27 protein-coding genes and 2 pseudogenes are annotated in these 26,912 nt (G+C 69.9%); 7 read left to right on the top strand and 22 right to left on the bottom strand.

Annotated elements, in window-relative coordinates; translation table 11 throughout:
- Positions 1 to 64: 64 nt before the first annotated feature.
- The 14 genes and pseudogenes from LRS03_RS20460 to ssuE form a co-directional block, all read right to left on the bottom strand.
- Positions 65 to 1,564, bottom strand: coding sequence for an ABC transporter permease/substrate-binding protein (locus LRS03_RS20460; RefSeq protein ID WP_257827790.1), 1,500 nt, complete (start codon positions 1,562 to 1,564; stop codon positions 65 to 67).
- A 64-nt stretch (positions 1,565 to 1,628) separates the two neighbouring features.
- Positions 1,629 to 2,129, bottom strand: a complete 501-nt coding sequence (locus tag LRS03_RS20455) for a nucleoside deaminase (protein WP_257827789.1) — start codon at positions 2,127 to 2,129, stop codon at positions 1,629 to 1,631.
- Positions 2,126 to 3,146 (bottom strand): annotated as a pseudogene (locus LRS03_RS20450) (ABC transporter substrate-binding protein). The gene LRS03_RS20455 and the pseudogene LRS03_RS20450 overlap by 4 nt, the downstream one beginning before the upstream one ends.
- A gap of 29 nt (positions 3,147 to 3,175) precedes the next feature.
- Positions 3,176 to 4,240 carry an aromatic ring-hydroxylating dioxygenase subunit alpha gene (locus tag LRS03_RS20445; protein WP_257827788.1) on the bottom strand — a complete coding sequence of 355 codons (1,065 nt, stop codon included), beginning with the start codon at positions 4,238 to 4,240 and terminating at the stop codon, positions 3,176 to 3,178.
- A gap of 218 nt (positions 4,241 to 4,458) precedes the next feature.
- Positions 4,459 to 5,742, bottom strand: coding sequence for a hypothetical protein (locus LRS03_RS20440; protein WP_257827787.1), 1,284 nt, complete (start codon positions 5,740 to 5,742; stop codon positions 4,459 to 4,461).
- 125 nt (positions 5,743 to 5,867) lie between these two features.
- The gene (locus LRS03_RS20435) at positions 5,868 to 6,872 is read right to left on the bottom strand and encodes a transporter (protein WP_257827786.1); all 1,005 of its coding nucleotides are present in this window, start codon (positions 6,870 to 6,872) and stop codon (positions 5,868 to 5,870) included.
- Between the two features lie 180 nt (positions 6,873 to 7,052).
- Positions 7,053 to 7,640 (bottom strand): RBBP9/YdeN family alpha/beta hydrolase, encoded by a 588-nt coding sequence (locus tag LRS03_RS20430; protein ID WP_257827785.1) that lies wholly within the window; start codon positions 7,638 to 7,640, stop codon positions 7,053 to 7,055.
- Complete coding sequence (locus tag LRS03_RS20425; RefSeq protein ID WP_257827784.1) at positions 7,637 to 7,855, bottom strand: TOBE domain-containing protein; 219 nt, start codon at positions 7,853 to 7,855, stop codon at positions 7,637 to 7,639. The genes LRS03_RS20430 and LRS03_RS20425 overlap by 4 nt, the downstream gene beginning before the upstream one ends.
- Before the next feature lie 29 nt (positions 7,856 to 7,884).
- On the bottom strand, positions 7,885 to 8,730 hold the full coding sequence (locus LRS03_RS20420) for an ATP-binding cassette domain-containing protein (protein WP_257827783.1): 846 nt from the start codon (positions 8,728 to 8,730) through the stop codon (positions 7,885 to 7,887).
- Positions 8,731 to 8,732: 2 nt separating this feature from the next.
- The gene (ssuC, locus tag LRS03_RS20415; RefSeq protein WP_257827782.1) at positions 8,733 to 9,521 is read right to left on the bottom strand and encodes an aliphatic sulfonate ABC transporter permease SsuC; all 789 of its coding nucleotides are present in this window, start codon (positions 9,519 to 9,521) and stop codon (positions 8,733 to 8,735) included.
- A 3-nt stretch (positions 9,522 to 9,524) separates the two neighbouring features.
- On the bottom strand, positions 9,525 to 10,694 hold the full coding sequence (gene ssuD / locus LRS03_RS20410; RefSeq protein WP_257827781.1) for an FMNH2-dependent alkanesulfonate monooxygenase: 1,170 nt from the start codon (positions 10,692 to 10,694) through the stop codon (positions 9,525 to 9,527).
- 38 nt (positions 10,695 to 10,732) lie between these two features.
- On the bottom strand, positions 10,733 to 11,698 hold the full coding sequence (locus tag LRS03_RS20405; protein ID WP_257827780.1) for an aliphatic sulfonate ABC transporter substrate-binding protein: 966 nt from the start codon (positions 11,696 to 11,698) through the stop codon (positions 10,733 to 10,735).
- 17 nt (positions 11,699 to 11,715) lie between these two features.
- A complete protein-coding gene (locus LRS03_RS20400; protein ID WP_257827779.1) occupies positions 11,716 to 12,705 on the bottom strand; it encodes a sulfonate ABC transporter substrate-binding protein in 990 nt (329 codons plus the stop codon).
- Between the two features lie 121 nt (positions 12,706 to 12,826).
- Positions 12,827 to 13,381, bottom strand: a complete 555-nt coding sequence (gene ssuE, locus LRS03_RS20395; protein ID WP_257827778.1) for an NADPH-dependent FMN reductase — start codon at positions 13,379 to 13,381, stop codon at positions 12,827 to 12,829.
- Positions 13,382 to 13,506: 125 nt separating this feature from the next.
- On the opposite strand from ssuE, the gene LRS03_RS20390 reads away from it, so the two are divergent.
- From LRS03_RS20390 to LRS03_RS20360, 7 genes are all read left to right on the top strand, one after another.
- On the top strand, positions 13,507 to 14,121 hold the full coding sequence (locus tag LRS03_RS20390) for a YitT family protein (protein WP_201806995.1): 615 nt from the start codon (positions 13,507 to 13,509) through the stop codon (positions 14,119 to 14,121).
- A 68-nt stretch (positions 14,122 to 14,189) separates the two neighbouring features.
- Positions 14,190 to 15,275: an alpha/beta fold hydrolase gene (locus LRS03_RS20385; RefSeq protein WP_257827777.1), complete on the top strand. Its 1,086-nt coding sequence runs from the start codon at positions 14,190 to 14,192 to the stop codon at positions 15,273 to 15,275.
- Between the two features lie 121 nt (positions 15,276 to 15,396).
- Positions 15,397 to 15,795, top strand: a complete 399-nt coding sequence (locus tag LRS03_RS20380) for a hypothetical protein (RefSeq protein WP_257827776.1) — start codon at positions 15,397 to 15,399, stop codon at positions 15,793 to 15,795.
- Between the two features lie 58 nt (positions 15,796 to 15,853).
- The gene (locus LRS03_RS20375; RefSeq protein WP_257827775.1) at positions 15,854 to 16,078 is read left to right on the top strand and encodes a hypothetical protein; all 225 of its coding nucleotides are present in this window, start codon (positions 15,854 to 15,856) and stop codon (positions 16,076 to 16,078) included.
- 112 nt (positions 16,079 to 16,190) lie between these two features.
- Positions 16,191 to 17,084, top strand: a complete 894-nt coding sequence (locus LRS03_RS20370) for an SDR family NAD(P)-dependent oxidoreductase (protein ID WP_257827774.1) — start codon at positions 16,191 to 16,193, stop codon at positions 17,082 to 17,084.
- Positions 17,085 to 17,213: 129 nt separating this feature from the next.
- Positions 17,214 to 18,194 (top strand): diacylglycerol/lipid kinase family protein, encoded by a 981-nt coding sequence (locus LRS03_RS20365; protein ID WP_257827773.1) that lies wholly within the window; start codon positions 17,214 to 17,216, stop codon positions 18,192 to 18,194.
- An 80-nt stretch (positions 18,195 to 18,274) separates the two neighbouring features.
- Entirely contained in the window at positions 18,275 to 19,009 is a 735-nt protein-coding gene (locus LRS03_RS20360) for a metallophosphoesterase family protein (RefSeq protein WP_308296451.1), read from the top strand.
- A gap of 4 nt (positions 19,010 to 19,013) precedes the next feature.
- On the opposite strand, the gene LRS03_RS20355 is transcribed toward LRS03_RS20360, so the two are convergent.
- The 8 genes and pseudogenes from LRS03_RS20355 to LRS03_RS20320 form a co-directional block, all read right to left on the bottom strand.
- Positions 19,014 to 19,262 carry a hypothetical protein gene (locus LRS03_RS20355; RefSeq protein ID WP_257827772.1) on the bottom strand — a complete coding sequence of 83 codons (249 nt, stop codon included), beginning with the start codon at positions 19,260 to 19,262 and terminating at the stop codon, positions 19,014 to 19,016.
- Positions 19,220 to 19,459, bottom strand: coding sequence for a response regulator (locus LRS03_RS20350; protein ID WP_257827771.1), 240 nt, complete (start codon positions 19,457 to 19,459; stop codon positions 19,220 to 19,222). Before LRS03_RS20350 ends, LRS03_RS20355 begins: the two co-directional genes overlap by 43 nt.
- Positions 19,460 to 19,479: 20 nt before the next feature.
- Positions 19,480 to 20,856, bottom strand: coding sequence for an RAD55 family ATPase (locus tag LRS03_RS20345; RefSeq protein ID WP_257827770.1), 1,377 nt, complete (start codon positions 20,854 to 20,856; stop codon positions 19,480 to 19,482).
- A 93-nt stretch (positions 20,857 to 20,949) separates the two neighbouring features.
- Complete coding sequence (locus tag LRS03_RS20340) at positions 20,950 to 23,577, bottom strand: DUF2135 domain-containing protein (protein WP_257827769.1); 2,628 nt, start codon at positions 23,575 to 23,577, stop codon at positions 20,950 to 20,952.
- On the bottom strand, positions 23,486 to 23,926 hold the full coding sequence (locus LRS03_RS20335) for a VIT domain-containing protein (RefSeq protein ID WP_257827768.1): 441 nt from the start codon (positions 23,924 to 23,926) through the stop codon (positions 23,486 to 23,488). The genes LRS03_RS20340 and LRS03_RS20335 overlap by 92 nt, the downstream gene beginning before the upstream one ends.
- A 79-nt stretch (positions 23,927 to 24,005) precedes the next feature.
- The gene (locus tag LRS03_RS20330; RefSeq protein WP_257827767.1) at positions 24,006 to 25,433 is read right to left on the bottom strand and encodes a DHA2 family efflux MFS transporter permease subunit; all 1,428 of its coding nucleotides are present in this window, start codon (positions 25,431 to 25,433) and stop codon (positions 24,006 to 24,008) included.
- 23 nt (positions 25,434 to 25,456) lie between these two features.
- Positions 25,457 to 26,165: pseudogene (locus LRS03_RS20325) on the bottom strand (SDR family oxidoreductase).
- Positions 26,166 to 26,241: 76 nt separating this feature from the next.
- Positions 26,242 to 26,832 (bottom strand): TetR/AcrR family transcriptional regulator, encoded by a 591-nt coding sequence (locus LRS03_RS20320; protein ID WP_257827766.1) that lies wholly within the window; start codon positions 26,830 to 26,832, stop codon positions 26,242 to 26,244.
- Positions 26,833 to 26,912 lie beyond the last annotated feature (80 nt).

Here is a 26,912-nt window from a genome sequence, read left to right as displayed (position 1 = left end):
GCCGTGGTGCCAGTGTGCCGGGGCCGGCCCCACGCGATGCGGCGAAAACGCGGCGAAAGCGGGCCTACTCCTCGCGCCGCAGCCAGCGCTCGCCCAGCTCGAAGACGAGCTGCGTCAGCAGCGCCAGCACCGCCGCGGGGATGGCCCCGGCCAGCAGCGCCGTGTGGTCGTTGAGCGCGAGCCCGGTCACGATGCGCTCGCCATAGCCGCCGGCCCCGATGAAGGCGGCGATCGTCGCCGTGCCGACGCTGATCACCGCCGCGGTCTTGATGCCGGCGAGCAGCACCGGCGCGGCCAGCGGCAGGTCGATGCTGCGCCAGCGCTGCGCCGCGGTGAGGCCGAGCGCGGTGCCGGCGTCGCGCAGGCCCGCGGGCACCTGCTGCAGGCCGGTCGCCGTGTTGCGCACGATGGGCAGCAGCGCATAGAGCGCGAGCGCCACCAGCGCCGGCACGGTGCCGATGCGCCCGAGCAGCGGGATCAGCATCGCCAGCAGCGCGAGCGAGGGCACGGTCTGCAAGAGGCCCACCACGGCCATCACGGGCTGCTCGACCCGCGGCAGCGCCGCGGCCGCTGCGCCAAGCGGGATGCCCAGCGCGCAGGCCGCGAGCACCGCCACGACCACCAGCAGCAGGTGCTGCGCGGTGAGGCGCCCGAGGTCGTCGGCGAAGAGGCGCTGCACCAGGCCCGCCTGTGCCGCCGCAGCGGGCGTGGCCGGGGCGAGGAAACCGCGTGCCACGTCGGCGAACGAGCGGCCTTGCAGCTCGGCCTGGCCGTTCATCTCGATCATCTGCGCGACGCCGATGCGGCCTTCGAGCGCCGCCAGTGCCTGCCACGCGACCGGGAAGCGCTGCGGCACATCGAGCCGGTACAGCAGCACCGCGTCGTAGCGCGGGAAGAATCCGAGGTCGTCGTCGAGGACGCGCAGGCCGAGCGTCGCGATCTTGGCGTCGGTGGTGTAGATGTCGGTGGCGGCGATGCGGCCGCTGGCCAGTGCTTCGTAGGCCAGGCTGTGGTCGATGCCGGTCGGCCGCTGCGCCAGGCCGTAGCGCGCCGCGAGGCCGGGCCAGCCGTCCTGGCGGCCGAGGAACTCGTGCGACAGGCCAAGCGCAAGCTCGGGGTGGGCCTTGAGATCGCTCAGCCGCTGGATGCCCAGGCGTTGCGCCTGCACCGCCGGCATCGCCAGCGCGTAGCCGTTCGAGAAGCCGAGCGGCGCGGTGATGCCCAGCCCCTGCGGCGCCAGCGCGGCACGCAACGCCTCCACGCCGTCGAGCCGCGGCTGCTTGAGGATCTCGGCCGCGATCGTGCCCAGGTACTCGGGGTAGACGTCGATCGCCCCCGTCTTGAGGGCCTCGAACACCACGGCCGTGTTGCCCAGGCCCTGGCGGTGCTGCGCCGTGGCGCCGGCACGCTGCGCCGTCTGCGCGACGATCTCGCCGAGAAGGTAGGACTCGGTGAACCGCTTGGAGCCGACCTGCAGCGTGGCACCGGTTGGCGAGGCGGCAGGGGCCACGGCACAGAGAAGCAAGGCACTGAGCCACAAGCAGACGGCGCGGGCGATGGGCATGCCCCATCTTGCCCACACCCCCCGCGCCTCTCAAGCGAAGGGTCGTCAACGCCGCGACGGGTCGTCAGCGCCAGGCCCCGCGGTGCGGCACCGAGGCCTCCTCCACCAGCGCCGGGCCGATGGCCTCGATCGGGTGCGGCGAGGCGGCGAACACGTCGCGGCACGACAGCTCGGCGTCGCGCTGCGTGGCGAGTTCACCGCGGAAGACGCGCAGGCGCACCGCGTCGATGCCGTAGACCACCCGCGCGATGCCCGACCAGAAGATGCCGCCGGCGCACATCACGCAGGGCTCGCCCGAGGCGTACATCGTGGCGGTGGCGAGCTGCGCACGGGGCACGCGCGGGGTGGCCTCGCGCAGCGCGTTCATCTCGGCATGGGCGGTGCAGTCGCCCGTCTCGCCGTTGCGGTTGGTCGCTTCGGCCAACACGGCGCCATCGGCTCCCACGATCACCGCGCCGAAGGGCCGGTTGCCACGCTCGCGGGCCTGCGCCGACAACACGATGGCGCGCCGCAGGTAGAGCGCATCGCGTTCGCCGACCGGCACCTCCTCGGGCGCCGCACTCATGCCCGCACCATGCGCTCGACCTTGGGCGGCAGGAAGGCGAGGTTGTAGACCGACGCCGGGTCGGGCCTGGCCTTGAGGCCGAAGGTCTGCACCACCTCGCTCACCTGCGCCTCGACGAAGGCGCGCTTCACGTCGCCCACGCCGTGCTCGCGCGTGTCGGCGCCGAGCACGTAGCCTTGCGTGATGCGCCAGCGTTCGAGTTCGACCCTCTCGTCGACCATCGGCTCGCGCTGCTTCACGTAGGCCATCGCCGTCTGCGGATTGGCGATGGTGTCGAGCAGCGCCTTGTTGGTCGCACGCAGGAAACCGGCCACCGCCCTGGGCTGCTCGGCGATGAACTTCGTCGACGCGAGCACCGCGTTGCCATACACCGCGAGGCCGGTGCTCGCGAACGACAGCACCGACAGGTCCTCCGGCTTGATGCGCTGGAAGAGCGACACCGCCGAGTCGTGGAAGTAGGTGGCGCCGTCGACGTCGCCGCGCACCACCACGTTGTCGCGCTGGCTGAAGTCGGTCGTCACCCATTCGATGGCCTCGGGCTTCACGCCCGCGTGCCGCGCGGCCATCGGCCAGCAGCGTTTGGTCGATTCGACCGCGGCGGCGGCGATGCGCTTGCCGGCGAGGCTCTTGAAGTCGGCCGTGATGCCGCGGTCCTTGCGCCCGATGATCGCGAAGGGTGCGCGGTTGTAGTACTGGTAGACCGCCTGCACCAGCGGCGCGCCGGGCTGCGCCGCGTTGAACTCGACCAGCGAGACTCACGTCGCCGAAGCCCATGTCGTAGGCGCCGCTGGCGGTGCGGGTGATCGAGGCGACCGAGCCGCTGCCGACGTCGATGCTCACGTCGAGCCCTTCGGCCTGGTAGTAGCCCTTGTAGAGCGCGACGAGGAAGGGTGCGGTCTGGCCGCTGATGCGGAAGTCGAGCGTGAAGCGCAGCTTGACGGGCGCTTGGGCGCGCAGGAACGGGGTGGCAAAGGCAGCAGAGGCTGCACCGAGTTGCAGAAGTTGACGGCGTTGCATGAGGGTTGCTCCAGAAAAGAAGAAGGGGTTCAGGCCACGGCCTGGATGGGGATGACGGCCGACTGGTCCGCGTTGCCGCGGTGGATCTCGCGCTCGCCGTGCCTGGCGAGGTGCTCCATCAGCTTCTTGCGGATGAGCATGCCGGGGCGGTCGCTTTCCATCGAGTACTCGACGCCGCGGCGGCGCGTGTCGATCACCGCATCGGGGTCGGTCGATTCGAGGATGTCCTTGTCCTCGCGGGTGATCTCGGCGTCGAAGTCGATCAGCATCTGCGCCGGGCAGTCGTCTTCCGTGTCGTTGCGGAAGAGCCATTGGCACAGCTGGATGCGGCCGTCATCGATGGGCGTGAAGCAGTTGATGATGATGTGGCGGATACCCGAGGGGTACTCGATGTCCAGCCGGCGCGAGAACGGCATGAAGTAGGCGTTGCGCATGTGGCGCGTGGTCACCGGGTCGGTGACGCCGCTGATGCGCTGGTAGCGCTCTGGGTTGGCGGCCGGGATCACCGTCTCGGCGTAGAAGCCGCTCGCGTTTTCCACCAGCTCGTACTTGCTCGGCCTGGGTTGCTCGGCCACGCCGAAGGTGGCACGGTGCACGAAGCTGAAGTGCGAGTTGTCGAAGCTGTTTTCCAGCGCCCGCATCGGGCTCGTGTGCCACACCTCGTGGAACTGGAAGATGGTGCGCCAGCCGCGTGCGCCGAATTCGGGCACCTCGGGGATGTCGGCGATCGGCTCGTCTAGCGCGACCCACGCGTAGCCGTAGCGCGCGGTGCAGGAATAGGCCGGGGTGCAGTAGTCGGCGGGGATGGGCTTGTCGTCGGCGTACTGCGGGATCTTCACGACCCGGCCGCCGCGGTCGTAGGTCCAGCCGTGGTAGCCGCACTCCAGCCGGCCATCGACGCAGCGGCCCTTGGAAAGCCGCGCGGTGCGGTGGCAACAGCGGTCTTTCAGCGCCGCGGGCTCGCCGCGTTCATCGAGGAAGAGAACAATGTTTTCGCCCAGCAGCGTGAAGGGCTGCGGCCCTTCGGCCAGGTGGGCCAGCGGCATCACCGCATGCCAGTGCTTGCGGAAGATGGGCTGTCGGGTGGTCAGCATGGAAGCGCTCCCGGCCCGCGCTGTCTGTGGGCGCGGGCACTCTCGAAGTGATGAACTCCCTGCGCGGTGCATGGCACCGGCACAGGGCACTTCGAGAGCAATTTCCGGCCGCTTTGGCCTCGTCAAGCACCGGTGAGGTGCTGCATGGCCGCCGTGGTGAACGCTTCTACTCTCGTGACGGGAGACGAAGCAGGTGGCGTGCCAGCCGCTGCATGTGCTCAATAGTTCTCAGGGACACGCCTGAACAGGCACACCGGTCGGATGGCCTCGCCGGCAGGCATTGGCCTCAGGACAGCGGCGAACTCTTCGGTGTCCATCGACACGGAGCCCACCGAGAGAAAACTCTCGCCCATGAAGAAGAAGGGCAAGACGGTGGTATATCGGCTTCGAAAGTGGACGGAGTCTTTCGACTTCTGCGACATCACACGAAACCCGGCGTCATCCCGCTTCTGCGAGAACGGCGGGCATTCAAGTGCTCGGCCTTTCGCGGCGCTGATCTGGCAGGGAATGAGCCAAGCGTCGCTCCCTCTGGACGCTTCAGGTACTTGAAGCCGCGAGTCGGAATTCCCGCGTTCGACGAGCAGCACCGAGCCGTGCATGTACGTGTTTTCGAATTCGCGCCGCATCACACGATCCAGCTTCCCGTCGTTGTCGAGATCGAAGACGCTCTCCGAACTGCCCGCCAGTTCCTGTGGCGGCGCGACGGACGGATCTCCCCAGCTCGGGCGGCGCAATGGTCCAGCGTCCCGTTCAAGGCTGTCGAAGAGCCACCAGAAATTGGCGGTCAGTTCCGCGAGAACGGGCTTGCAGACGGCGTGCAGATCTGTCAGCAGCTCGACCTCGCCCACCGATTTTGTTTTTTGGCCGGGCCGGGGGTACTCCCGCTCGTCCCGAGGGAAGCGCGACACCTCCGGAAAATCCACACAGACTGACAGGGCCTCGACTGGCTGTGCCTGGGGGGACGGCACGGGTGTCGTCGTGTCGGATGGCCTGCGAACGTGGCACTTCTGGAACGACACACGCCCCGGCGCGGCCCCCATGGCCGAATATTTGAAGATCACGTCGGGTTCGTCGCCGTCTTCCCTGCACCGTCCCGCGAACCAGAAGCGCGAGCTGAGCTTTCTTTCATTCACCCAGATCGAGCCGAAGACCTCCGGATCGCCACCGCACATGCCGTAGGGTCGAGCCGTGCCTTCCCCGACCTTGACACGCACCTTGTTGCCCGAAGGGAAGACGCATTCCGCGAACTCGCCCGGCATCACTCGATAGACGACGCTCTGCCCAGGCTTGCCGCGTATGAAGTTCCCGGTGTCCGTATCACTGCCGGCGGCTTGTGCCGGACTGTCTCGTTGGATCGAGACAGCCTCGGTCTGAAACACCTTGTAGTCCGAGTAGTCGCAACGCACCGCAAGCGAACGGTAGGTCTCTTCCTCCGCGTCGGCGAACGAGGAGCCGGCAAAGCCAAGCCCAGCCAGCAAAACCGTCAAGAACGTGATCTTCATGAAAACGCAGGTCCCTGTTGTGGGGTCGTGTCGAGGCCCTGATCCTGCCGGTCATCGGTGAACTGCCGGAGAAGTGCCGGTGAAGTCACCCCTCAGATCCAAGAAGCCCCCAAGACATCACCCCCTCAATCGCGGCGGCGAAACGCGAGCCAGCCCGCGATGCCGGTGAACACCGCCACCAACACCACCACGATGAAGAAGCCCGCCTGGGTCTGCGCGAAGGGAATGCCGCCGACGTTCATGCCGAAGAAGCCGGTGGTGATGTTGATGGGCAGCGCCAGCACGGTCACCATCGTCAAGGTGAAGAGGCTGCGGTTGGTCTGCTCGCTCACCTGCCCGGCGATCTCTTCCTGCAGCAGCTTGATGCGCTCCTGCAGCGCCGACAGGTCGCGGATCACGAGCGAGAACTCTTCGGTCGCCTGGCGCAGCTCGTCGAGGTCGTGCGCGGCCACCCACGGCGGCGGTTGACGCAGCAGCCGGAACAGCGCGCCAGGCTCGGGCGCCAGCAGCCGCTGCAGCCGCACCAGCACGCGCCGCAGCGTGCCGAGCTGCGAGCGCTGCTGGTGCAGACGGCCGCGCAGCAGGCTGTCTTCGATGCTGTCGACCTTGTTGGTGGCCTCGCGCACGATGCGCACCAGCACGTCGGCCTGGTCCTTCATCAGGTGGTTGAGCAGGTCGACCGAAGAGCCGAAGCTCGCGCCCTGCTTCACCGATTCACGCAGCCTGTCGATCGAGCGCAGCGGGTGGGCGCGGCAGGTGACCGCGAGACGCTCGCTCACGCTCATCCACAGCGTGGCGATCTCGGAGGGGTCGAACGAGAACTCATAGGCCACGTCGTTGATGACCGCCACCAGCCGGTCCTGCGCGTCTTCGATCCGGGTGGAGCGCGAGCCCTGGCGCAGCGCCTCGAAGAACTCGGCCGGCAGCGGCAGGTGCGCCTGCATCCACGCTTCGGCCGAGGCGGCGGTGAGGTCGAAATGCAGCCAGACGAAGCCGGCCTGCGGTGCATCGGCCGGCGCGGTCAGCCATTGCACCGCTTCGTCGAGCGTGATGGGCAGGCCGGCACCGCTGGCCTCGAAGCGGTAGCCGCAGAGCAGGCCGTACTGTTGTGCGCCGAAAGAGATCGCCACGGAAGCTTCCTTGTCGTCGTGCGGCCGGTGCACCACATCGCGCACCTGAGCCGCCTGCCATGAAGGTGTCACATGCCGCCGCAGCGGCTGCGATTCCGTGGAGTATCTGCACAAACCGCACACTGCGGATGTCAGGCGTGCGCTTCATTCCGGCAAGGCTCTCGAGAGTCGGTTGGGGGGCTACACCGCGAACGACCACTCCACCGGCGAAGCCCGCCCGAGGCGCTGCTCGCGTGCGTGCTGCTGGTACGCACGGCGCACCCACTGCGCGGCCAGTGGGAAGGGGCCGAAGCCGGCCTCGGCGTTGATGTGGCCGGCGTCGCCGAGGTTGAGGTAGCGGGCGTCCCAGCGGCGTGCCCAGCGCAGTGCTTCGTCTGCGCGCATCCACGGGTCGGTGTTGCTCGCGACGAGCGTGCAGCGTGCGGGAAGCGGCGCGGCGTGCAACCGCTGCTGCAGGTCGAATCGCACCGGGTCTGCGGGGGCCACCAGCAGCGCCGCGGTGACGCGCGTCTCGCCCCAGCCGAGCAGCTGCGCGAGTGCCAGGCAGCCGAAGCTGTGGGCCACGGCGAGCACCGGGCCGCGCACGCCTTCGAGCGTCTCGCCGATGCGGTCGGCCCAGCGCGACAGGTCGGGGGTCGACCAGTCGTCCTGGCGCACGCGCAGCGCCGCGGGGTGCAGCGCGTGCAGCCAGGTCTGCCAATGCGCCGGGCCGCTGTCGTGCAGCCCGGGGACGATCAGCAGCTGCGGTGCGTCGGCGAGCGGCTTCACAGCGCGGCGATGGACACCTCGGTGGATTTCACGAGCGCGATCACCTCCTTGCCGACCGCGAGCTTCAAATCCTTCACCGACCGGGTAGTGATGACCGAAGTGACGATGAGGCCGGCCGGTGTCTCGACATCGATCTCCGAGACGACGGGGCCTTCGATGATTTCCTTGACCTTGCCGCGGAACTGGTTGCGCACGTTGATGGCGGTGATGCTCATGGGGTGTCCTTGTGGGAGGTTGAATGCAGTCAAAGGGCGAAGCGCCAGCCGCCGAAGCCCGAGGGCACGGCAGACGCCTCTTCAGGCAGCGGGTCGAGCGGCGGCTGTTGCAGCACACGCAGCAGCACCCGCTCTTCGAGCGCGGCGAAGCTGGCATTGCCGCGCGAGCGCGGGCGGGCGAGCGGAATGGCTTCGTCGAGCGAGATGTGGTGGTCTTCGATCAGGATGACGCGGTCGGCCAGCGCCACCGCTTCCGAGACGTCGTGGGTGATGAGGATGGCGGTGAAGCCGTGTTCCTTCCACAGCCACTCGATCAGGCCGTGCATCTCGATGCGGGTGAGCGCATCCAGCGCCCCGAGCGGCTCGTCGAGCAGTAGGAGGCGAGGCCGGTGCACCAGCGCGCGGGCGAGTGCCACCCGTTGCCGCTGGCCGCCGGAGAGCACCGCCGGCCATTCGTGGGCACGGTCGGCCAGGCCCACCTGGGCCAGCGCTTCGAGGGCACGGGCCTTGGCATCGGGGCCGTCGAGGCCGAGCGCGATGTTGTCGACGACACGCTTCCACGGCAGCAGGCGCGCGTCTTGAAACATGATGCGCACGTCGTCGCGATGCTGGGCGAGCGGCTCACCGTCGAGCGTGATCGAGCCAGCCTGCGCCGCTTCGAGTGCGGCGACCAACCGCAGCAGCGTGCTCTTGCCGCAGCCGCTGCGGCCGACGATGGCGATGAATTCGCCGGGGGCGACGTCGAGGTCCACGCCGTCGAGCACAACCCGCTCGCCGTAGACCTTGCGCATGCCACGCACCGAGAGGGCGAGGCCTGGCGCAGCCTGCGGCGCATGGTGCTGCAAGGTGGGGGCAGACAGTTCAGTGCGCGCCATGCTCAGGCCTCCTTCACTTGATAACCCGGGTGCCAGCGCAGCCACCAGCGCTCGAGGCCCTTGGCCAGCACGTCGGCCAGCTTGCCGAGCAGCGCATAGAGCAGGATGCCCACCAGCACCACGTCGGTCTGCAGGAACTCGCGGGCATTCATCGTCAGGTAGCCAATGCCCGATTGGGCCGAGATGGTCTCGGCCACGATCAGCAGCACCCACATCAGGCCGAGCGAGAAACGCAGGCCCACCAGCACCGAGGGCAGCGCGCCGGGCAGGATGACCTGGCGGTAGAGCTGCCAGCCCGGGAGGCCGTAGCTGCGCGCCATCTCGATCAATCCCTTGTCGACCGAGCGGATGCCGTGGAAGGTGTTGAGGTAGATCGGGAAGAAGACCCCCACCGACACCAGGAAGAGCTTGGCACTCTCGTCGATGCCGAACCAGAGGATCACGAGCGGGATCAGCGCGAGCGCGGGGATGTTGCGCACCATCTGCAGCGTGGTGTCGAGCAGCGTCTCGCCGATGCGGAAGGTGCCGGTGACGAGGCCCAGCACAAGGCCAAGGCCGCCGCCGATCGCCAGGCCCGCGAGCGCACGCCCGCTGCTCACCGCCACGTGCTCAACCAGCTCGCCCGAACTCAGGAGCTTCCAGAACGCGGTGATGACCGACCAGGGCTCGGGCAGCACGCGCGTGGAAAGCCAGCCGCCGCGCGACGACAGCTCCCACGCCGCGAGGATCAGCACCGGCACCAGCCAGGGCAGCGCCCGCTGCTTGAATGAAGACGTGTTGGGGCGGCTCATGGTTCAGCTCTGCGAGACCTTGGGGACGTAGGTGTTGGCGACGATCTCGCCGAACGGCCCGGTGAGCGTGCGGCCGGGCAGCTTGTTCCGCACGTCCAGCGGCAAGAGCGGAAACACGAGTTCGGCGAAGCGGTGCGCTTCTTCGAGATGCGGATAACCGCTCAGCACGAAGTAGTCGAGCCCGAGCGCCGCGTATTCCTTGAGGCGCTCGGCCACCTGCTCGGGGTTGCCCACGAGCGCCGTGCCCGCGCCGCCGCGCACCAGGCCCACACCGGCCCACAGGTTGGGCGAGATCTCCAGGCCTTCGCGGATGTTGGCCTTGTTGAACTTGCCCTTGTGCAGCTCGGCCATGCGGCGCTGGCCCACCGAGTCCATCTGCGCGAACTTGGCCTGCGCCGCTTCGACCACCTTCTCGTCGAGCTGCGACACCAGCTCGGCCGCGGCGCGCCAGGCCTCCTCTTCGGTCTCGCGCACGATCACGTGCAGGCGGATGCCGAAAGAGAGTTTGCGGCCGTGCTTCGCAGCCCGTGCGCTGACGTCGGCCACCTTGGCGGCCACCGCGGCGGGTGGCTCGCCCCAGGTGAGGTAGGTGTCGACCTGCTCGGCGGCCAGGTCGTGCGCGGCTTCCGACGAGCCGCCGAAGAAGACCTGCGGATAAGGCTTGCTGATCGGCGGATAGAGCAGCTTGGCGCCCTGCACCTTGAGGTGCTTGCCTTCGTAGTCGAACTCTTCGCCGTCGTGGCTGCGCGCGAGCACCTCGCGCCAGATTCGCAGGAACTCCGCACTCTCTTCATAGCGCGCTTCGTGGCTCAGGAACTGGCCGTCGCCGGCCAGCTCCTGCGCATCGCCGCCCGTCACCAGGTTGACGATGAGGCGGCCGCCCGAGAGGCGGTCGAGCGTGGCGGCCATGCGCGCCGATTGCGAGGGCTGCACCAGCCCCGGCCGCAGCGCGACGAGAAACTTGAGGCGCCGGGTCGCGTCGATCAGGCTCGCGGCGGTCACCCACGAGTCTTCGCAGGAACGGCCGGTGGGCAGCAGCACGCCTTCGTAGCCGAGCGTGTCGGCGGCGACGGCCACCTGCTTGAAGTAGTCGAAGGTGCCGGCGCGGGCGCCCTTGCTCGTGCCGAGGTAGCGGCTGTCGCCGTGGGTGGGGATGAACCAGAGGATCTTCATGGAGCTCGTCTCGTGGGGGGGTGTTGTCGTGATGCGGTTCAGCGCGCCTGCGCCACCGCCTGGCCGGGTTGCCAGACGATGTCGGCCACGCGGATGGCCTTGGGGATCAGGCCGAGTTCATGGAAGGCATCGGCCACCTTCTGCTGCTCGGCGACGAGCGCCGCGTTCAGCGGGCCCACCGGCGAACGCGGGCGGCGCTCCAGGAAACGCAGCACGGTGGCGAGGCCGAGGCCGGCGAATTCGGCGTACTGCTGCGCCGTCGCCGTGCGGTTCTTGTCGACGTACGCATCGGCTTCGGTGAGTGCCGCGAAGAGAAGGCGCAGCACCGGCTCCTGCTGCGTCAGCGCACGCGAGGCGAGGTAGAACGAGTTGTTGCTGGTGAGCCCGCGGCTGGTGACGAGCGGGCGCGCCTGGCCGTCGATCTCGGCGGCGGCGTAGTACGGGTCCCAGATCGACCACGCATCGACCGCACCGCGCTCGAAGGCCGCACGCGCATCGGCCGGCGCCAGGTACACCGGCTGGATGTCGGCCCACTGGAGGCCGCCCTTCTTCACCGCCTGCACCAGCAGGTAGTGCGCGCTCGAACCTTTCTGCACCGCAACGCGCCGGCCCTTCAGGTCGGCCAGAGTCTTGAGCGGCGAACCGGCGCGCACCAGCAGCGCCGAGGTGTCGGGTTTGGCCGGCTCGGCGCCGACGTAGAAGACGTCCTTGCCGGCCGCTTGTGCAAAGACCGGTGGCGAGTCGCCGACCGCGCCGAAGTCCACGCTGCCCACCGCCAGCGCTTCGAGCAGCTGCGGCCCGGCCGGGAACTCGACCCACTGCACCGGCGTGCCGGGCAGGCGCCGCTCGACCAGCTTGAGCGACTTCACGATCGTGAGGTTGATCGAGCCCTTCTGGAAGCCGATGCGCAGCGGCGCGGGGCTGTTGGCGCGGGCGGCCGGCCACCAGCTGGCGGCCGTCACCGACAGCACGCCGAGGGCGCTGCGACGGGTGATCTGCGTCATGTCGTGCCCCTTGCGCTTCAGCGGCCCTGCGCCACGGCCACGCCGCGCGGCAGTGCGTCCTGGACGCGGATGGCCTTGGGAATCAGCTTCAGCTCGAAGAAGGTGTCGGCGATCTTCTGCTGCTCGGCGGCGACCTGCGCGCTGATGGGCACGATGCCGTAGGCAAAGCGCGAGGCCGCCAGTTCGGTGATCGCCACATCGAGCCCGATCTGCGGTGCGAGCAGCTCGGCCACCCCCTTCGCATTGCCCGTGGCCCAGCGGTCGAGCTTGGCCAGCTCTTCGATCGCCGCCTGGATCACCTGCGGGTGCTTCTCGGCGTAGGGGCGTGCAGCCAGGTAGAACTGGTGGTTGGCGACGAGGCCACGGCCATCGGCAAGCTGGCGTGCGCCGAGCTGCTTTTCGGCGGCGGCGAGGAACGGATCCCAGATCACCCACGCGTCGACCGCACCACGCTCGAAGGCCGCACGGGCATCGGCCGGCGGCAGGAAGGCCACCTGCACGTCGCTGTACTTGAGGCCGGCTTTTTCGAGCGCCTTCACGAGCAGGAAGTGCACGTTGGAGCCCTTGTTGAGCGCGACCTTCTTGCCCTTCAGCTCGGCCACGCTCTTCAGCGTCGAGCCCTTCGGCACGATGATGGCTTCGCCGCCGGGGGCGGGCGGCTGGTTGGCCACGTAGACGAGATCGGCACCGGCTGCCTGCGCAAAGATGGGCGGCGCTTCGCCGACGGTGCCGAAGTCGATCGAGCCGACGTTCAGCCCTTCGAGCAGCTGCGGACCGGCCGGGAACTCGGTCCACCTGACGCTGATGCCTTGTGCCGCGAGGCGCTTGTCGAGATCGCCCCGCGCCTTGAGGATGGTGAGCGTGCCGTACTTCTGGAAGCCGATGCGCAGCTCTTTCGGGGCGGTGGTCTGCGCGTGTGCGCCGAGCGAGAGCGTGGCGCCGAGGGCCGCCAGGCCGGCGGCGAGGGTGTGCAGCCAGCGGCGGCGCAGGGTGTTCGTCGTGTTCATGTGCTTGAAGTGCTTTCGTCAGGAAAAGGGGCGCCCGACCCGACGCGGCGTCGGGCACCCACCGCCCACGGGGGCGAGGAGACAAAGGGTGGAAAGAGAAGCTGCCGAGCGGCTCAGCCGATCAACATCGCGCCGGCTCGGCGTGGCGCGTTCGCTCGGTGTTGGCGAGCAGCGGCTGCAGCGCGCGATCGAGCCGCTCGAGCAGGGCATCGTCGGGCGCATAGCCGCCGGTCGTCAGAGAAGGCAGCTGCGCATCGGTGGCGTAGACGCCATCGAGGATGTTGCGTGCGCCGAGGGCCGAGAGCACGGGCTTCAACGCATAGTCGACGGCGAGCAGGTGCGCGATGCTGCCGCCGGTGGCCAGCGGCAGCACGGTCTTGCCGCGCAGCGCGTCCTGAGGCAGCAGGTCGAGCCAGAGTTTCAGGAGGCCACTGTAGGCCGCCTTGTAGATGGGCGTCGAGACGATCAGCACGTCGGCCTCGGCCACACGCGCCACGCTCTGCGCCACCTCGGGGTGCCGGGCATCCGCCGACACGAGCGCATGGGCGGGCAGTTCACGCACGTAGACACAGTGCCGCTCGTGCGCCGCGTTCTCGAGACGGGCTTGGGCCAGTTCGAGCAACCAGCCAGAGCGCGAGCGTTGCGAGGGACTGCCTGAAATGCTGAGGATCTTCATGGTGACTGCACGATAGCCAGCAGCCCGCGCGCAGCCAACGAACGAAATCGAGCATCGATATCGTTTTGGCGGCCCACGCCGTTCCCTGTGCACGCCCCGCATGCACGCGCATGGAGAATCCGCCCATGGCAGACCCCGACCCCTCGACACTTCGGCACACGCCGCTCGAAGACCTGCAGGCGCTGCTGATCGGCACCCTGCTGGTGTCGCTCGCGGTCACGCTCTTCCAGCACGCAGGGCTGCTGTCGGGCGGCACCGCGGGCATCGCCTTCCTCGCGCACTACCTCGGCGGCTGGTCGTTCGGCCTCGCCTACTTCGTCATCAACCTGCCCTTCTACTGGCTGGCGTGGCGGCACATGGGCAAGAGCTTCACGCTGCGCACGCTGGCGGCCGTGGTGCTGGTGGCGGTGATGAGCGACTGGTTGCCGCGCCACCTGGTGCTCGCCTCGCTCGACGCGTGGCTGGCCGCCTTGCTCGGCGGCGTGCTGATGGGCAACGGTTTCCTGGTGCTGTTCCGCCACCAGGCGAGCCTCGGCGGCCTGGGCATCCTCGCGCTGCTGGCGCAGAAGAAGAAGGGCTGGCGGGCCGGTCACGTGCAGATGGCGATGGACGCGGCGATCGTGTGTGCGGCGCTTGCCACCGTGCCGCTCGACCGCGTGGCCCTCTCGGTGGCGGCCGCGGTGGTGCTCAACCTCGTGATCGCCACCAACCACCGGCCGGGGCGCTACGTGGCCCAGTAGCACCAGCGGCGCGACGGCCACCTCGGGGCGCGTCGACACCGCCGCGCACTGGCCCTACGATCCGCCGCATGGCCGCGAACCCCTCCACCGTGCGCAGCGAATTGCGCTTCGTCACGCTGAGTTCTGGCACGCGCATCGCCTGGGCCGAGAGTGGCCGCAGCGTCGCCGGCCAGCCCCCGCTGGTGCGCGCCGCGCACTGGATGACGCATGTGGAGCACGACGCCCAGTCGCCGCTCTGGCAACCCTGGCTCACCCGCCTGGGCCGCTCGTTGCGGGTGGTGCGCTACGACGAGCGCGGCTGTGGTTCGTCGTCGGGCGACGACACGCCGCCCGGCCTTGCGGCGGCCACCGAAGAACTGGCCGCGGTGGTCGACGCCTGCGGCAGCCCCCGCGTGGCGCTGCTCGGCCTGTCGGGCTCGTGCGCCGCGGCGGTCGCGTATGCGGCGCGCCACCCCGAGCGCGTCAGCCACCTGGTGCTGCACGGCGGCTACACCCACGGCTTGCTGCACCGAGAGCCCAGCGCCGACGCCCTGGCCTACCACCGCGCGCAGCTGCAGCTGATGGCGCTCGGCTGGGGCCGCCACCATTCGGCGGTGCAGCAGTTCTTCACCAGCACGCTGGTGCCCGAGGCCACGCCCGAGCAGGCCGCGGCACTCAACGAGCAGCAGCGCCTGTCGTGCGACGGCGCGCGGGCCTCGGCCATCCTCGATGCACGTGCCGCCCTCGACGTGCGCGCCTTCTTGCCGCAGGTGCGCTGCCCCACGCTCGTGCTGCATTGCGACGGCGATGCGATGGTGCCGGTGGATCGCGGCCGCGAGCTGGCCGCCGCCATCGCCGGCGCGCGCTTCGAGACGCTGCGCAGCCGCAACCACATCCCGCTGGCAGGCGAGGCCGCGTTCGAGCGCTTCTGCGACGCCATCACCGAATTCGTCAACGGCTCGTCCCCCGCGCCGGCGCCGGACTTCACCCGCCGTGAACGCGAGCTGCTCGACGCGGTGGCCCGCGGCCTCGACAACCTGCAGATTGCGGCGCACCTGGGCGTGGCCGACAAGACGGTGCGCAACGCGCTCTCGCAGCTCTACGCCAAGCTCGGCGTCGAGGGCCGCCCGCAGGCCATCGTGCGGGCCCGTGAGATGGGCTACGGCCAGGGCTGACCGGGACAGCCGCCCCGCCCGCCGCCGCGGCCATCGCGGCGTGCGGGACACGTGCCCCGTGGCTGCGAGCCCGCGGCAGCGCTGCAATGGGCGCTCCACCACATGCCTGAGGAGAGCCACCATGTCACCTGCCGCCCGCTCGCTGCAAGCCTTCGGTTTCTATCTGTGCGTGCTGGGGCCCGGCCTGCTGGTCGCGCCCGGGCCGCTGCTCGCGCCCTTCGGCATCGCGGCCCCTCAGGAGGTGTGGGTGCGCGTGGCTGGCCTGCTGGCGTTGGTGATCGGCGCGTACTACCTGGTCGCGGCGCGGCACGAGTTCGTGCCGCTGATGCAGGCCAGCGTGGTGGCTCGCTTCGGCGTGCTGGTGGTGTTCACCGGCCTCGTGCTCGGCGCGGGTGCACCCCTCGCGCTGATTGCCTTCGGCCTGGTCGATGCGGCGGCCGCCGTGTGGACGGCCCTGGCCTTGCGCCGATCACATGGCGTAGGAGCCAACCCACGCACGATCGGCGTTCCCACACGCTGACAGCGGTCGACCCCGCGCGGAAGATGGTCCATCCGCCACTTGCCGCAAGGAGAACTCGATGCGCAACCCCTGGACTGCCAAGAACCCTTTCATGAGCGCCTGGCTCAGCGCCGCCAACAGCGCCATGGGCTCGGCGCGCGGCCATGCCACCGCCGCTGCGCGACGAGAGGTCGCGTCCGTGCAACGCACGGCCACGCAACAGATGCTCGACTTCTGGAGCGGAAAGGCCACCAGCACCCTGCCCGCTCCGACGCCGGCCCGCAAGCGCCGCAAGAAGCGCTGAGGCAGGCGCACGGCCACGCCACGCAGCCCCGCGTGGCATCAGGCGGAACGGCGCCTGAAGATACTTGCCACACAACAAGCAACGCCTTCCCACGTGATACAACCCCGGACGCATGTCGCGCTCGGCCCGGCGCATGGTGCAGCCGGGGGCGCAGCAAAGGGAGTCGCTTGTGGTGGATCGTTTGAAGGACAAGGTGGCCGTCATCACCGGAGGCTGCTCGGGCATCGGCCTCGGCACGGTGGAGAAATTCGTCGCCGAGGGTGCGCAGGTGATGGTGGGCGACATCAACGACGCCGAGGGCGCGGCGCTGGAGGCACGTTTTGCCGGCAAGGTCGCGTACCGGCATTGCGATGTGACCGATGCGCCGCAGATCGAAGCGCTGATGGCCGCGGCGGTGAGCCGCTTCGGCGGCCTGGACATCGTCTTCAACAACGCCGGCGCCGGTGGCACGCCCGCCACCATCGCCGAGATGACGCCCGAAGGCTGGGACCGCACGCAAAGCCTGCTGCTGCGCTCGGTGGCGCTCGGCATCGCCTATGCGGTGCCACACCTGAAGCAGCGTGGCGGCGGCGCCATTGTCAACACCGCCTCCATCGCGGGCGTGCAGTCGGGGGCGGCGCCCATCGCCTACTCGGTGGCCAAGGCCGGCGTGATCCACCTCACCCGCATCGCCGGCGCCGAACTCGCCCGCAGCGGCATCCGCGTCAACGCGGTGTGCCCGGGGCTCATCCTCACCAACATCTTCACGGCCAACCCCGAGCGGGTGCCGCCCGCGGCCGTGCCGATGGTCAAGGCGGCGATGGCCAAGGGGGCGCCCAACGCTCAACCCATCAACAAGGCCGGCGTGCCGGAAGACATTGCCAACGCGGTGCTCTTCTTCGCGAGCGACGACTCGGCCTTCGTGACCGGCGAGCACCTGCTGGTCGACGGCGGTGCCTTCATCGGGCCGCGCCACGTGTGGGACGCCGCCGCCCAGGCCGAGCGCGAGGCGCGCATGCGGCCATGACGGCCCCTCGGTCGGCGGGTACGCCGACCGATCCCCCGAGGGGATGCGGGCCGGCTTGGGGCGGCCCGGCGCTCGGCCCGCCCGCCGCCTCCACCAATGCGCGGCACACCGTTTGCCCCATGTCGGAGGATGCGCCACAGCTCCTTCCACGACAGCCCGCTCCATGTCCTGCTCAATGCGGCCTCGGGCCACGAGGATGCGCAGGCCACCTATGCACTGATCGGACAGAAGCTGGCCGAATCGGGCCGGCGCTACCGCATCGAGATGGTGGAGCGTGGCGAGGACATCCCGCGCACCGCGCAGCGCCTGGCCTCGCAAGCCCTGGCGCAGGGCGGCGTGGTGGTGGCCGCCGGCGGCGACGGCACGATCAACGCGGTGGCCCAGGCCGCGCACGACACCGGCTGCCCGATGGGCGTGCTGCCGCAAGGCACTTTCAACTACTTCAGCCGCACGCACGGCATTCCGCAAGACACCGCCGCCGCCATCGAGGCGATGCTCGGCGCGCAGGCGCAGCCGGTGCAGGTGGGGCTCATCAACAACCGGGTGTTCCTCGTCAACGCGAGCCTCGGCCTCTACCCCGAGCTGCTGGAAGACCGCGAGGCCTACAAGCAGCGTTTCGGCCGCAGCCGACTCGTCGCGCTGCTCGCGGCAGGTGCGACCCTGTTGCGCGAGCACCGCCAGCTGCGCCTGCGCATCGAGCGCGGCGGCGTGGTGCGCGACGTGCGCAGCGCCACGCTCTTCGTCGGCAACAACCGCCTGCAGCTGCAGCAGGTGGGCCTGCCCGAGGCGCGCGGCATCGAGCAGGGCCGCGTGGCCGCGGTGATGCTCAAGCCCACCGGCACCTGGGGCCTGGTGCACCTGATGTGGCGCAGCGCGATGGGCCGGCTGGCCGAGTCCGAAGAGGTGGAGAGTTTTCAGTTCCAGCACATGACGGTGCAGCCCTGGTTGCCTTACGGCACCCGGCGCGTGAAGGTCGCCACCGATGGCGAGGTGAGCCTCATGCGCGCGCCGCTCGAATTCCGCGTGTCGCCGCGGCCGCTGTACCTGCTCAAGCCTCTCGCGCGGACGGTGTCGGCCGAGGCGGCAGAAGATGCTGCTGCACATCTCTGACCCGCACTTCGGCACCGAGCAGCCGGAGGTCGTCGACGCGCTGCTGCGGCTGACCGACACGCACCGCCCCGAGACTCGTGGTGCTGTCGGGCGACATCACCCAGCGTGCCCGCCGTGCGCAGTTCCGGGCGGCACGAGAGTTCGTGGACCGGCTGAACACACCGAGCACGCTCGTCATTCCGGGCAACCACGACATCCCGCTCTTCAACCTGGCGGCGCGGCTCTTCTGGCCGTATGCGAACTTCCTGCGCGAGTTCCCCAGCGTCTCGGGGGTGCATGACTCGACACGCCTGCTGGTGGTCGCGCTCAACACGACTCGGCCGAGCCGGCACAAGAACGGCGTGCTGTCGCACGAGCAGATCGAGGCGGTGGTGGCACAGCTCAGCCAGGCGCGGCCGGGGCAGCTGCGGGTGGTGGTGACGCACCAGCCGATCGCGGTGGAACGCGCAGAAGACGAACACGACCGCCTGCGCGGCCCGCTGCGCGAGGCGATGCAGCGCTGGGCCGAAGCCGGCGCCGACCTGGTGCTGGGCGGGCACATCCACCTGCCCTACGTGATGCCGCTCTTCGGGGCCGAGACGCCGCTCAAGCGCCGCATGTGGGCGGTGCAGGCCGGCACGTCGGTGTCGCAGCGGGTGCGAGAAGGCATCCCGAACTCGGTGAACCTGATCCGCTGGGGCGGCGTGCTGCCGCTCGGGCTGTGCCTGATCGAACGCTGGGACTATCTCGCCGAAGCGCGCGCGTTCGCACGCGCACGGGCGACGGCGCTGGACACCGGGTGGCTGCCGCCCGAACCGCCGGCCTTCAGCCCTTGAGCCATCAGATCTTGAGCCCGCGCAGGAAGCGCTGCAGCGACGCATCGAGCTTGGGCCCGGCCGCGGCGGACCCGCCGGCCTCCTGCGCGCGGCCGTGCGCGGCGAAGTGGCACACGAGCTGCAGCAGGCTGTCGGCCGCGTAGGGTTTTTCGACGAAGGCGTCGTAGTCGGTGAACGACTCGCGCACCACCGCTTCGCTGGTGCCGCTCATCACGATGATGGGGATGTCTTCCAGCAGCGGGTTCGCACGCACGGCCTGGCCGGCTCGCCGCCGGTGGCGTGCGGCATCATGAAATCGGTGAGGATGAGCGCCGGCTTCTCGCCCGCCAGCAGCTCGAGCGCCAGCTTGCCGTTGGAAGCCGAACTCACACGAAAGCCCTCGGCCTCCAGCAGCAGGCGCAGGATCTCCGCGTTCCCGTATTCGTCTTCCGCCAGCAGGACCAGTTTCATGAAGGACGCCGCGAAGGGCCTCAGTCGGTCGTGGGGCCGCAGGCCCCGAGTCGCAGGTCGAAGCTGCTGCGTGTGGCGCGCGCCGCGCGCAGCTTGCCGATGGTGAGCCGGCGACCGTCGGGCGCACCGTCGTGGCGGGCGAGGTGCAGCACGTTGTCGAACCAGGCCGCGAGGCCGTTGCCGTCAGGGGCGGCGCTGCCGGTCGCCGCGGCCAGCGCCGACGGGTCGAGCGTGAACACCGAGGTCACGCCGCGCCCCTTCAGCTCGCGCAGCAGGCGGCCGACGAAACGGTAGCCGCGCTCGGGGAAGGCCACCGTGTCGGCCAGCGCGGCGAGGCCATCGACCACCAGGCGGCTCGCCTGCCGCTCGTCGACGAGACGCAGCAGCTTGTGGCCCATCTCGTCGAGCGCCTCGTCTTCGGACCCTTGCACGTGGACGCTGAGCGCTCCGGTCTCGAGCGCCGCCGCCAGCGGCAAGCCGCAGCCCTCGCCGGCGCGCACCAGCTCGGCCGCGGTCTCGGTGCCGGCGAAGATCAGCGCGGGCTCCTCGCGCGAGGCGGCCGACAGGAAGGCAAGCGACAGCACCGTCTTGCCCGAGCCGCTGTCGCCCACGAGCAGCGTGCTGCTGCCGCGCGCCAGACCGCCGTCTTGCAGCGCCGCGTCGAACCCGGCCACGCCAAGGCTCACACTCGAGGTGCCGCCGCCACGCCGCGCCGGGGTGGGTGGCAGGCCCTCCAGCCGCGGAAAGAACCGCAGGCCGTCGTCGGTGATGCAGAAGGTGTGCTTGCCGCGCTCGACCGCGCTGCCGCGGAACTTGCGCACCTGGATGCGCCGCTCGCTGCGCCAGTGGTAGCTGTAGTCCTCGAACGTGAGGATGCCGTCGACCATGGTCTGCTCGGCGTTGAGCGGGCGGCCGTGGCCACTCGTGAGCAGCAGGCAGGTGCAGCCCATGGCCGAGCCCAGGCTCTGCAGTTCGTGCACGAACTGGCGCACGCCTTCGCCGGGCCGTTCGTCCTCGCGTTCGACCACCAGGCCGTCGACGATCAAAAGGCTGGCCTGGTGGCGCGCCATCTCGCCGCGCAGCAGCGGCACCACCGCCTTCAGGCCGTGCTCTTCGAGTTCGCGGTAGCCGCTCAGGTAGAGCACCGAGGCGTTGACCAGCTCGGGCTGGCAGAAGCTCTGGCCGAGCATGTGCTGCAGCATGCGCGAGTGCGACTCGGCCAGCATGGTGACGTAGAGCGCCTTGCCACCGCGCACGGCGAGCGAGAAGGCGATCTGGTTGGCGAGCGTCGTCTTGCCGGCGCCCGGCGGCCCTTCGAGGATGTACACACCGCCTTCGAAGAGGCCGCCGTGCAGGATCTCGTCGAGACCCGGGACCGTGGTGGGAAACCGCTTCATCGCTGGCATCGGGGCGCCCCTCTTGGCTGTTCTTTTGGATCCACGGCATGGTAGCGACGCCATGCCCGCCCCTCTGTCAGACAACTGCCCGTCTCAACCAGCCGCCCCCACCCTGAAGCTGCCGACGGTGACCATCTCGGCCGGGCCGGACAGGCGCAGCGTCACCCGCTCGTCTTTCTGGTCGGCGCGCCCGAAGCCGGTGGTGAGCACCAGCATCAGCGTGGTCGACGGCGACACGACCTGCTGCTGGTGCCCGTAGAAGCGCGCCTGCACCACGTAGCGGCCGGGCTTGGCCGCCTTCAACGCGAACTCCTCCGGGCCGTAGCCGCCGGTCACATCGCGCGAGACACGGGCGCCCTGGTCACTCAGTCGGCGGCCGTAGTAGGTCTGCTCGCCATCGGGGTCGGTGACCCAGAGGTCGATGTCGGTGTTGTCGGCGTCCCAGCCGAGCACGATGCGCAGGTCGAGCGGCAGGAGGCGCAGCAGGCGTTTGTCGAAGGCGCCGGTCGTCACCGGCCGGCCCTGGCGCTCGGCGCGGGCGATCACCATGTTCAGCTCGGCGAGCGCGGTGAGGTCGATGTCAGGGAAGCGGCCATCCCACGGGCGAGAGACGACCTGCCAGAGCTGGTCGGCCGCGTCCTGCCATTGCCCGGCTTCGGCGTGCGCGAGGCCGAGGTCGCGGAAGGATTGCGGCTCGTTCGGGCTCAGGCGCTGCACCTCTCGCAGCACCGGCACAGCCAACTGCGGGGCCTGCGCCTGCAGCAGCCGGTAGCCGAGCACGCGCAGGATGTGGCGGTTCTCGAGGTTCATCTCGGCCAGGTTCGACAGCACGCGCATTGCAAGCTGGGGCAGCTTCTTGGCGAAGAGCACGTCGGCCGCATCGAGGAAGAAGGCGGTGCTGTTCAGGTGCTGCGGGCGCTCGTCGAGGTAGACACGGTAGACGGCGTCTGCCGCGGCCGCGCGCAGCCGCTTGGCATACGGCACGTCGGGCTGCCACGGCTGAAGGCGGATCACGGCGGCGGGCGGCGCGTCCTGCCCCGGCGCACCCGCCTTGGCCTTGCGGGCGGCGTTGTCGGCCGGGCCACGCTCGCGGCTCTCGGCCACCATCGGCGCCGGTGCGGCGGGAGCCATGCGCAGGAGATCGTCGCGCCGGGCTGAGCTGGCCTCCTGCCGGCCCGCCGCTCCGGCGAGCTGGCGTTGTGGTTCCTGCTCGCGCTTTTGCAGCCGCTTCACGCCGGCACCGTCTTTCGGGAAGTCCTTCTCCCACCACGCGACCTGCTCGGCGAAGCGCGCCGCCACCCGGTCGAGGTGCTGCGACTGCGCGAGCTGCTTGCGCTGCTGCACCTGCGCCATCGCACGCTGGTAGGCGTCGCGCAGCGAAGGCGGCGGCTCGATCTCGAAGCGCACATAGTCGTTGAGCGCCTCCAGCACGATCAGCGAGGTCTCGCGCGAGACGAGGCCGTAGGTGCGGCCGAGGCGGCGTACCTCGGCACGCGTGTCGCCCACCGCGCCTTCGAGTTCGGCGATGCGCAGGCCGGCCCAACGCTGCGCGACTTGCGTGGACGACGCTTCACCCGCCGCGATGCCGATGCGCCGTTGTTCGATGCGGCCATCGGCGCGCTCGAAGTCCAGCGTCAGCTCGGCGTCGCGCTGCGTCAGCACGCCCGCCACGCGGTAGTAGCCCTCAGTTGCATAAGGGTCGTCGATCACCACCTCGCGCGCCTGCGGGCCGGTGCCGCGCAACAGGCGCGGCTTGCGCAGCTGCAAGGCCTTCACCGCGTCGCCAGGGGCGACGAGGTCGAGGACTTCACCACCGCTGCGCTCGGCCAGCTGACGCAAGCGGTTGACGTGGGCGCCCTCGTTGGCGAGGGTCAGCGCAAAGAGCGGCACCGGGCTCGGCGGCAAGGCGGTCTTCGCGCCCCAGTTGGAGAGACCATCGGAGAAGAGCAGCGCGAGGTCGCAGCCTTCGGTCTTGATCAAGGCGGGCAGGTTGCTCGCGCCGTCGTAGGGCAGCGCTTCCAGCACACTGCGCAAGGCGTGCCACTGGCCACCGCGCACGGAGAAACGCTGCTCGGGCTCGACCACGTCGCGGCCGACGTGCAACAGAACTTCCACATGACCCAGCGCACGGAAGTACTCGTCGAGCACCTGCAGCTCCGGGTGGCGCGTGCGCTGGCCGGCCGAGCCCGAGGCATCCCACAGCAGCGCGACGCGGCGCGGCTTGGCGCGCGGCACAGGCGCGAGCGCCGCGTCGTGGATCGGCAGCTCGGCGTAGAAATGCTCGCGGCCGGCATGGCGCTGCGTCACCACCACCGGCGCGGTGCGGCGCGGCAGCGTGATCACGAGCGAGGGTGGGCCCTGCAACTGGTCTGCAAGGAGCGAGAGTTCGGCCCAGCCCTGGGCGGAGCGGCGACGCTCGATCGCCTTTGCCGGCAGGCCTTCCGCCCACACCGAGATCTCGTCGGGCGATGCAGCGGCCACCCGCACCTGCGCCTCCAGCCGCGACAGGCCGTGGCCGAATCGCAGCGGCAGGTCGAGCCGGCCAGCGGCGTCGAGCGTCTGCGCGAGGTGCAGCACCACGCGGCGCGTGCCCTGCGCGGGCAGCGGGTAGACGCGCAGCTTGTAGTTGTCACCGTCGGTCGCCTCCAGCAGCGCCGGGTCGACCCGCGCCCGGATCACGTCTTCGAAGACCTGCTGCCCACGCGCCTTGTCGACCACCACCGCGGGGCGCAGCTCGCCGTCGATGTCGAGCTTCGAAGCCGCTGACCCACTGGCCGTGCGCGAGCGGGAACTGAAGCTCGCCTTCAAGCACCCGGCCGTTCGGGTTGAAGAAGACGAGCTCCACGCGCATCTGCGCCGCGTGGCCGACCACCTCGGCCTGCACGCTGGCGCGCTGCACCCGCACCGGCTCGGCACCGGTGTCTTGCAGCCGCATGCGCAGCACCGGCGGCTCGAAGGGGCGGGCCGGCGGTGCGAGTGCCAACACGCTGGGCGCGGCGCAGGCGCCCACCAGGGCAGAGAGGCAGGACCGACGGGTCAGCGGAGCGGAAGTGAGAGCGGCAGTGGCCATGTCAGTGGAAGAAAGGGTGGGACACCCTTGCTTCCACGGCCGAGCCGGCCCGACGGGGTGAAGCCCGTCGGAAATTTTTTCAGGTGGTGGCGGCGGGCTTGGTGTCCACCGGCAGGCACAGCAGAGCCGTCAGCAGCGCCAGCCCCACGTGCAGGGCATAGAGCGGCGTGAAGTCGGCGCGCTCCAGGCCGGCATGGCCCAGCAGCAATACGGTGATCGCCACGCCCAGCACCGAGCCGATCTGGCGCGTGGCCTGGTTGACGGCGCTGCCCACCGCGTATTGGTCGGCCGGCAGCTTGTTGACGGCCGCACCCGACAGCGAGGGCAGCACCAGGCCCACGCCGAGGCCGCTCATCACCACGCCGGGCAGCCACTGGGTCAAGTACTCAGGCGTGGTGCCGGGCACGAAGAGGAACCAGGCACCGCTCGCGGCATAGAGCAGCGCACCGCCCACCAGGAAGGGCCGGTGCCCGGTGCGCGCGGCGATGCGGCCCGAGACGATGGCCGTCACCACCACCAGCAGCGGCCCCGGCGTGATGGCCAGGCCCGCGCGGGGCAGGCTGTAGTGCCACACCTCGGTCATGTAGAAAAAGAAGCCGAAGAACATGATCGCGAAAGCGATGCCGAAGCTGAAGGTCGCCAGGTTCACGAAGGTGTAGGTGCGGTGGCGGAAGAGCCGCAGGTCGACCAGCGGATCGCGGGCACGGCGCGCCCACAGCACGAAGCCGGCCAGCGCCACGAGGCCCGTCGCCGCGGCCATCAGCAGCTCGCTGCGCGCCCAGCGCGGCGACTCGCTCTGCACGATGGCCAGGGCCAGCGCCCCCACGCCGACGATCACGAGCAGCATGCCCACCACATCGAGTCGCTTGTGGGCGCCTTCTCGCTTTTCTTCTCTTTTGTCGCTCTGGAGCAGCGCCGCACCGCGCCAGATGGAGATCGCCCCCAGCGGCACGTTGATGTAGAAGGCCCACTGCCAGCCCACGGTGTCGACCACCAGCGAGCCGAAGCTCGGGCCCACCGCGGCGGCCAGGCCGCCCACTGCGCCCCACAGGCTCACCACCACCGTGCGCTTGCTCTGCGGGAAGGCCGCAAGCACCAGCGCGAGCGATGCCGGCGTGAGCAGCGCAGCGCCGATGGCCTGCACCGCCCGCGCCGTGATCAGCCAGCCCACGCTGCCGGCCAGGCCGCAGGCGGCCGAGGCGGCGATGAAGAGCGTGACGCCGAGCATGAACACGCGTCTGCGCCCGTGCGTGTCGGCCAGGCCGCCGGCCGGGATCAGCATGGCCGCGTAGAGCACGGTGTAGGCGTTGAGCACCCACGACATGTCGGCCGCCGACGCGCCGGGGAAGCCCGCCTGCAGCGCGCCGAAGGCGGCATAGAGCATGGTGGTGTCGAGCGAGACGAGGAACACCGCCACGCTCGCGACCCAGAACACGGGCCAGGGCGAGGCCTTGGCAACATGCGGTTCGGCGGTGGCAGGAAGAGGGAGCACGGTGGCGGGCTTCATGGTGACGACCTTTCAGCGTGGGTTCAGCGCGAGATTGGCTGGGTGTAGACCGCCGGCGTGGCGGACAGGCCCGCCTTCACCATGCGCGTGATGTCGTCGGCGAGCACCTCGGCGGCGCCGGCTTCGAGCCCGTCGAAGGCCCGCTGCACGACGAGCTTCGGGCGCTGTCTTGGGCACGTCCATGCCGCGCACGAGGTCGGTGTCGACGAAGCCCACGTGCAGGCCGGTCACCTGGGTCTTTTGCGCCAGCAGTTCGAGGCGGAGTCCGTTGGTGAAGGCCCAGGCAGCAGACTTCGTGGCGCCGTAGACGCCGAGCAGCGGTGAATTGATCCAGCTGGCGATCGACAGCACGTTGAGGATGGCGCCGCCCCCTTGTGCCGCCAGCACCGGCGCGAACGCCTGGCTCATGCGCCACACGCCGAAGAAGTTGGTCTCGAACTGCTGACGGGCCGACTCGATGGCCCCGTCGGCCAGAAAGCCGCCGGTGGTGGCGATGCCCGCGTTGTTGACGAGCAGCGTCACGTCGCTGCAGCGCTGAGCGGCAGCGGCCACCTGGTCGGGGTCGGTCACGTCCAGACGGATCGGCTCGACCCCGGGCAGATTCACACTCGCCGGGTCGCGCGCCCCGGCATACACCTTGCGCGCCCCGCGGGCCAGTGCCTCGCGGGCAAAGGCCAGCCCCAGGCCCCGGTTGGCACCGGTGACGAGAACCACTGCGTTGTCGAGTTTCATGTTCGTACCTCTTTCAGAAATATGATGACCGTCATAATTGAAGGCCAAGAAAAGCGCCGTCGTGCGGCGCGGAAAATCAGGCGTGGGTGGTGGTGTCGTATTGGGCCAGCAGCCCCTCCCGGATGGACTTGAGCATGGCCTTGGCCTCGGCGCCGGTGCCGATCGCCCGCGCGATCTGCAGGCCGCCGACCATCGCGGCGGTGATGAGCGCGGCCGAGGCCGGGTCGGCGCCGGGCGGCAGCGCCACGCGGACACGCTCGACGAGCCCGAGCACGCGCCGCGCCGACGCCTCGCGCACCTCGGGCGCCTGGCGGGGCATCTCGGACAACAGCGCCGACACCACGCAGCCGGTCTCCAGGGCTTCGAGGTGCTCGTCGGAGAGGTAGCTCTCGACCAGCACGCGCAGCGGGCTCACGCCCTCACGCGCCAGCGCCTCGACCTTGCGTTCGAGCCGGCCGGCATTGGCCTGCCCGGCCCGGCTCACCGCCTCGGCCAGCAGGGCGTCGCGCGACTTGAAGTGCGCGTAGAAGCCGCCGTGGGTGAGGCCGGCTTCCTTCATGACGCTGGCCACACCCGTGCCGGCATAGCCGCTGCGCCGGATGGCGCGCGCCGCCGCCTCGACGATGCGTTCGTGCGAGAGCTCGCTGCGGCTGGGAGGCTTGGTCATGGCGGCGGATCGGCAGAAATATGATGATCATCATAATTCAAGCCCAGCCGTTTTGCATCTCGCATGTTTACGTAGGAATC

Origin of the sequence: Rhizobacter sp. J219 (genome assembly GCF_024700055.1) — a bacterium.
Classification (GTDB): domain Bacteria; phylum Pseudomonadota; class Gammaproteobacteria; order Burkholderiales; family Burkholderiaceae_C; genus Rhizobacter.
Note: the sequence above shows the minus strand (reverse complement) of the source record. Positions and strands in the feature narration are given on the sequence as shown.

Coding starts and splice junctions, on each gene's coding strand:
- LRS03_RS20460 (WP_257827790.1), bottom strand. CDS start 1,564: ATGCCCATCGCCCGCGCCGTCTGCTTGTGGCTCAGTGCCTTGCTTCTC.
- LRS03_RS20455 (WP_257827789.1), bottom strand. CDS start 2,129: ATGAGTGCGGCGCCCGAGGAGGTGCCGGTCGGCGAACGCGATGCGCTC.
- LRS03_RS20445 (WP_257827788.1), bottom strand. CDS start 4,240: ATGCTGACCACCCGACAGCCCATCTTCCGCAAGCACTGGCATGCGGTG.
- LRS03_RS20440 (WP_257827787.1), bottom strand. CDS start 5,742: ATGAAGATCACGTTCTTGACGGTTTTGCTGGCTGGGCTTGGCTTTGCC.
- LRS03_RS20425 (WP_257827784.1), bottom strand. CDS start 7,855: ATGAGCATCACCGCCATCAACGTGCGCAACCAGTTCCGCGGCAAGGTC.
- LRS03_RS20420 (WP_257827783.1), bottom strand. CDS start 8,730: ATGGCGCGCACTGAACTGTCTGCCCCCACCTTGCAGCACCATGCGCCG.
- ssuC (WP_257827782.1), bottom strand. CDS start 9,521: ATGAGCCGCCCCAACACGTCTTCATTCAAGCAGCGGGCGCTGCCCTGG.
- ssuD (WP_257827781.1), bottom strand. CDS start 10,694: ATGAAGATCCTCTGGTTCATCCCCACCCACGGCGACAGCCGCTACCTC.
- LRS03_RS20405 (WP_257827780.1), bottom strand. CDS start 11,698: ATGACGCAGATCACCCGTCGCAGCGCCCTCGGCGTGCTGTCGGTGACG.
- LRS03_RS20400 (WP_257827779.1), bottom strand. CDS start 12,705: ATGAACACGACGAACACCCTGCGCCGCCGCTGGCTGCACACCCTCGCC.
- ssuE (WP_257827778.1), bottom strand. CDS start 13,381: ATGAAGATCCTCAGCATTTCAGGCAGTCCCTCGCAACGCTCGCGCTCT.
- LRS03_RS20390 (WP_201806995.1), top strand. CDS start 13,507: ATGGCAGACCCCGACCCCTCGACACTTCGGCACACGCCGCTCGAAGAC.
- LRS03_RS20385 (WP_257827777.1), top strand. CDS start 14,190: ATGGCCGCGAACCCCTCCACCGTGCGCAGCGAATTGCGCTTCGTCACG.
- LRS03_RS20380 (WP_257827776.1), top strand. CDS start 15,397: ATGTCACCTGCCGCCCGCTCGCTGCAAGCCTTCGGTTTCTATCTGTGC.
- LRS03_RS20375 (WP_257827775.1), top strand. CDS start 15,854: ATGCGCAACCCCTGGACTGCCAAGAACCCTTTCATGAGCGCCTGGCTC.
- LRS03_RS20370 (WP_257827774.1), top strand. CDS start 16,191: ATGTCGCGCTCGGCCCGGCGCATGGTGCAGCCGGGGGCGCAGCAAAGG.
- LRS03_RS20365 (WP_257827773.1), top strand. CDS start 17,214: ATGCGCCACAGCTCCTTCCACGACAGCCCGCTCCATGTCCTGCTCAAT.
- LRS03_RS20350 (WP_257827771.1), bottom strand. CDS start 19,459: ATGAAACTGGTCCTGCTGGCGGAAGACGAATACGGGAACGCGGAGATC.
- LRS03_RS20345 (WP_257827770.1), bottom strand. CDS start 20,856: ATGAAGCGGTTTCCCACCACGGTCCCGGGTCTCGACGAGATCCTGCAC.
- LRS03_RS20335 (WP_257827768.1), bottom strand. CDS start 23,926: ATGGCCACTGCCGCTCTCACTTCCGCTCCGCTGACCCGTCGGTCCTGC.
- LRS03_RS20330 (WP_257827767.1), bottom strand. CDS start 25,433: ATGAAGCCCGCCACCGTGCTCCCTCTTCCTGCCACCGCCGAACCGCAT.
- LRS03_RS20320 (WP_257827766.1), bottom strand. CDS start 26,832: ATGACCAAGCCTCCCAGCCGCAGCGAGCTCTCGCACGAACGCATCGTC.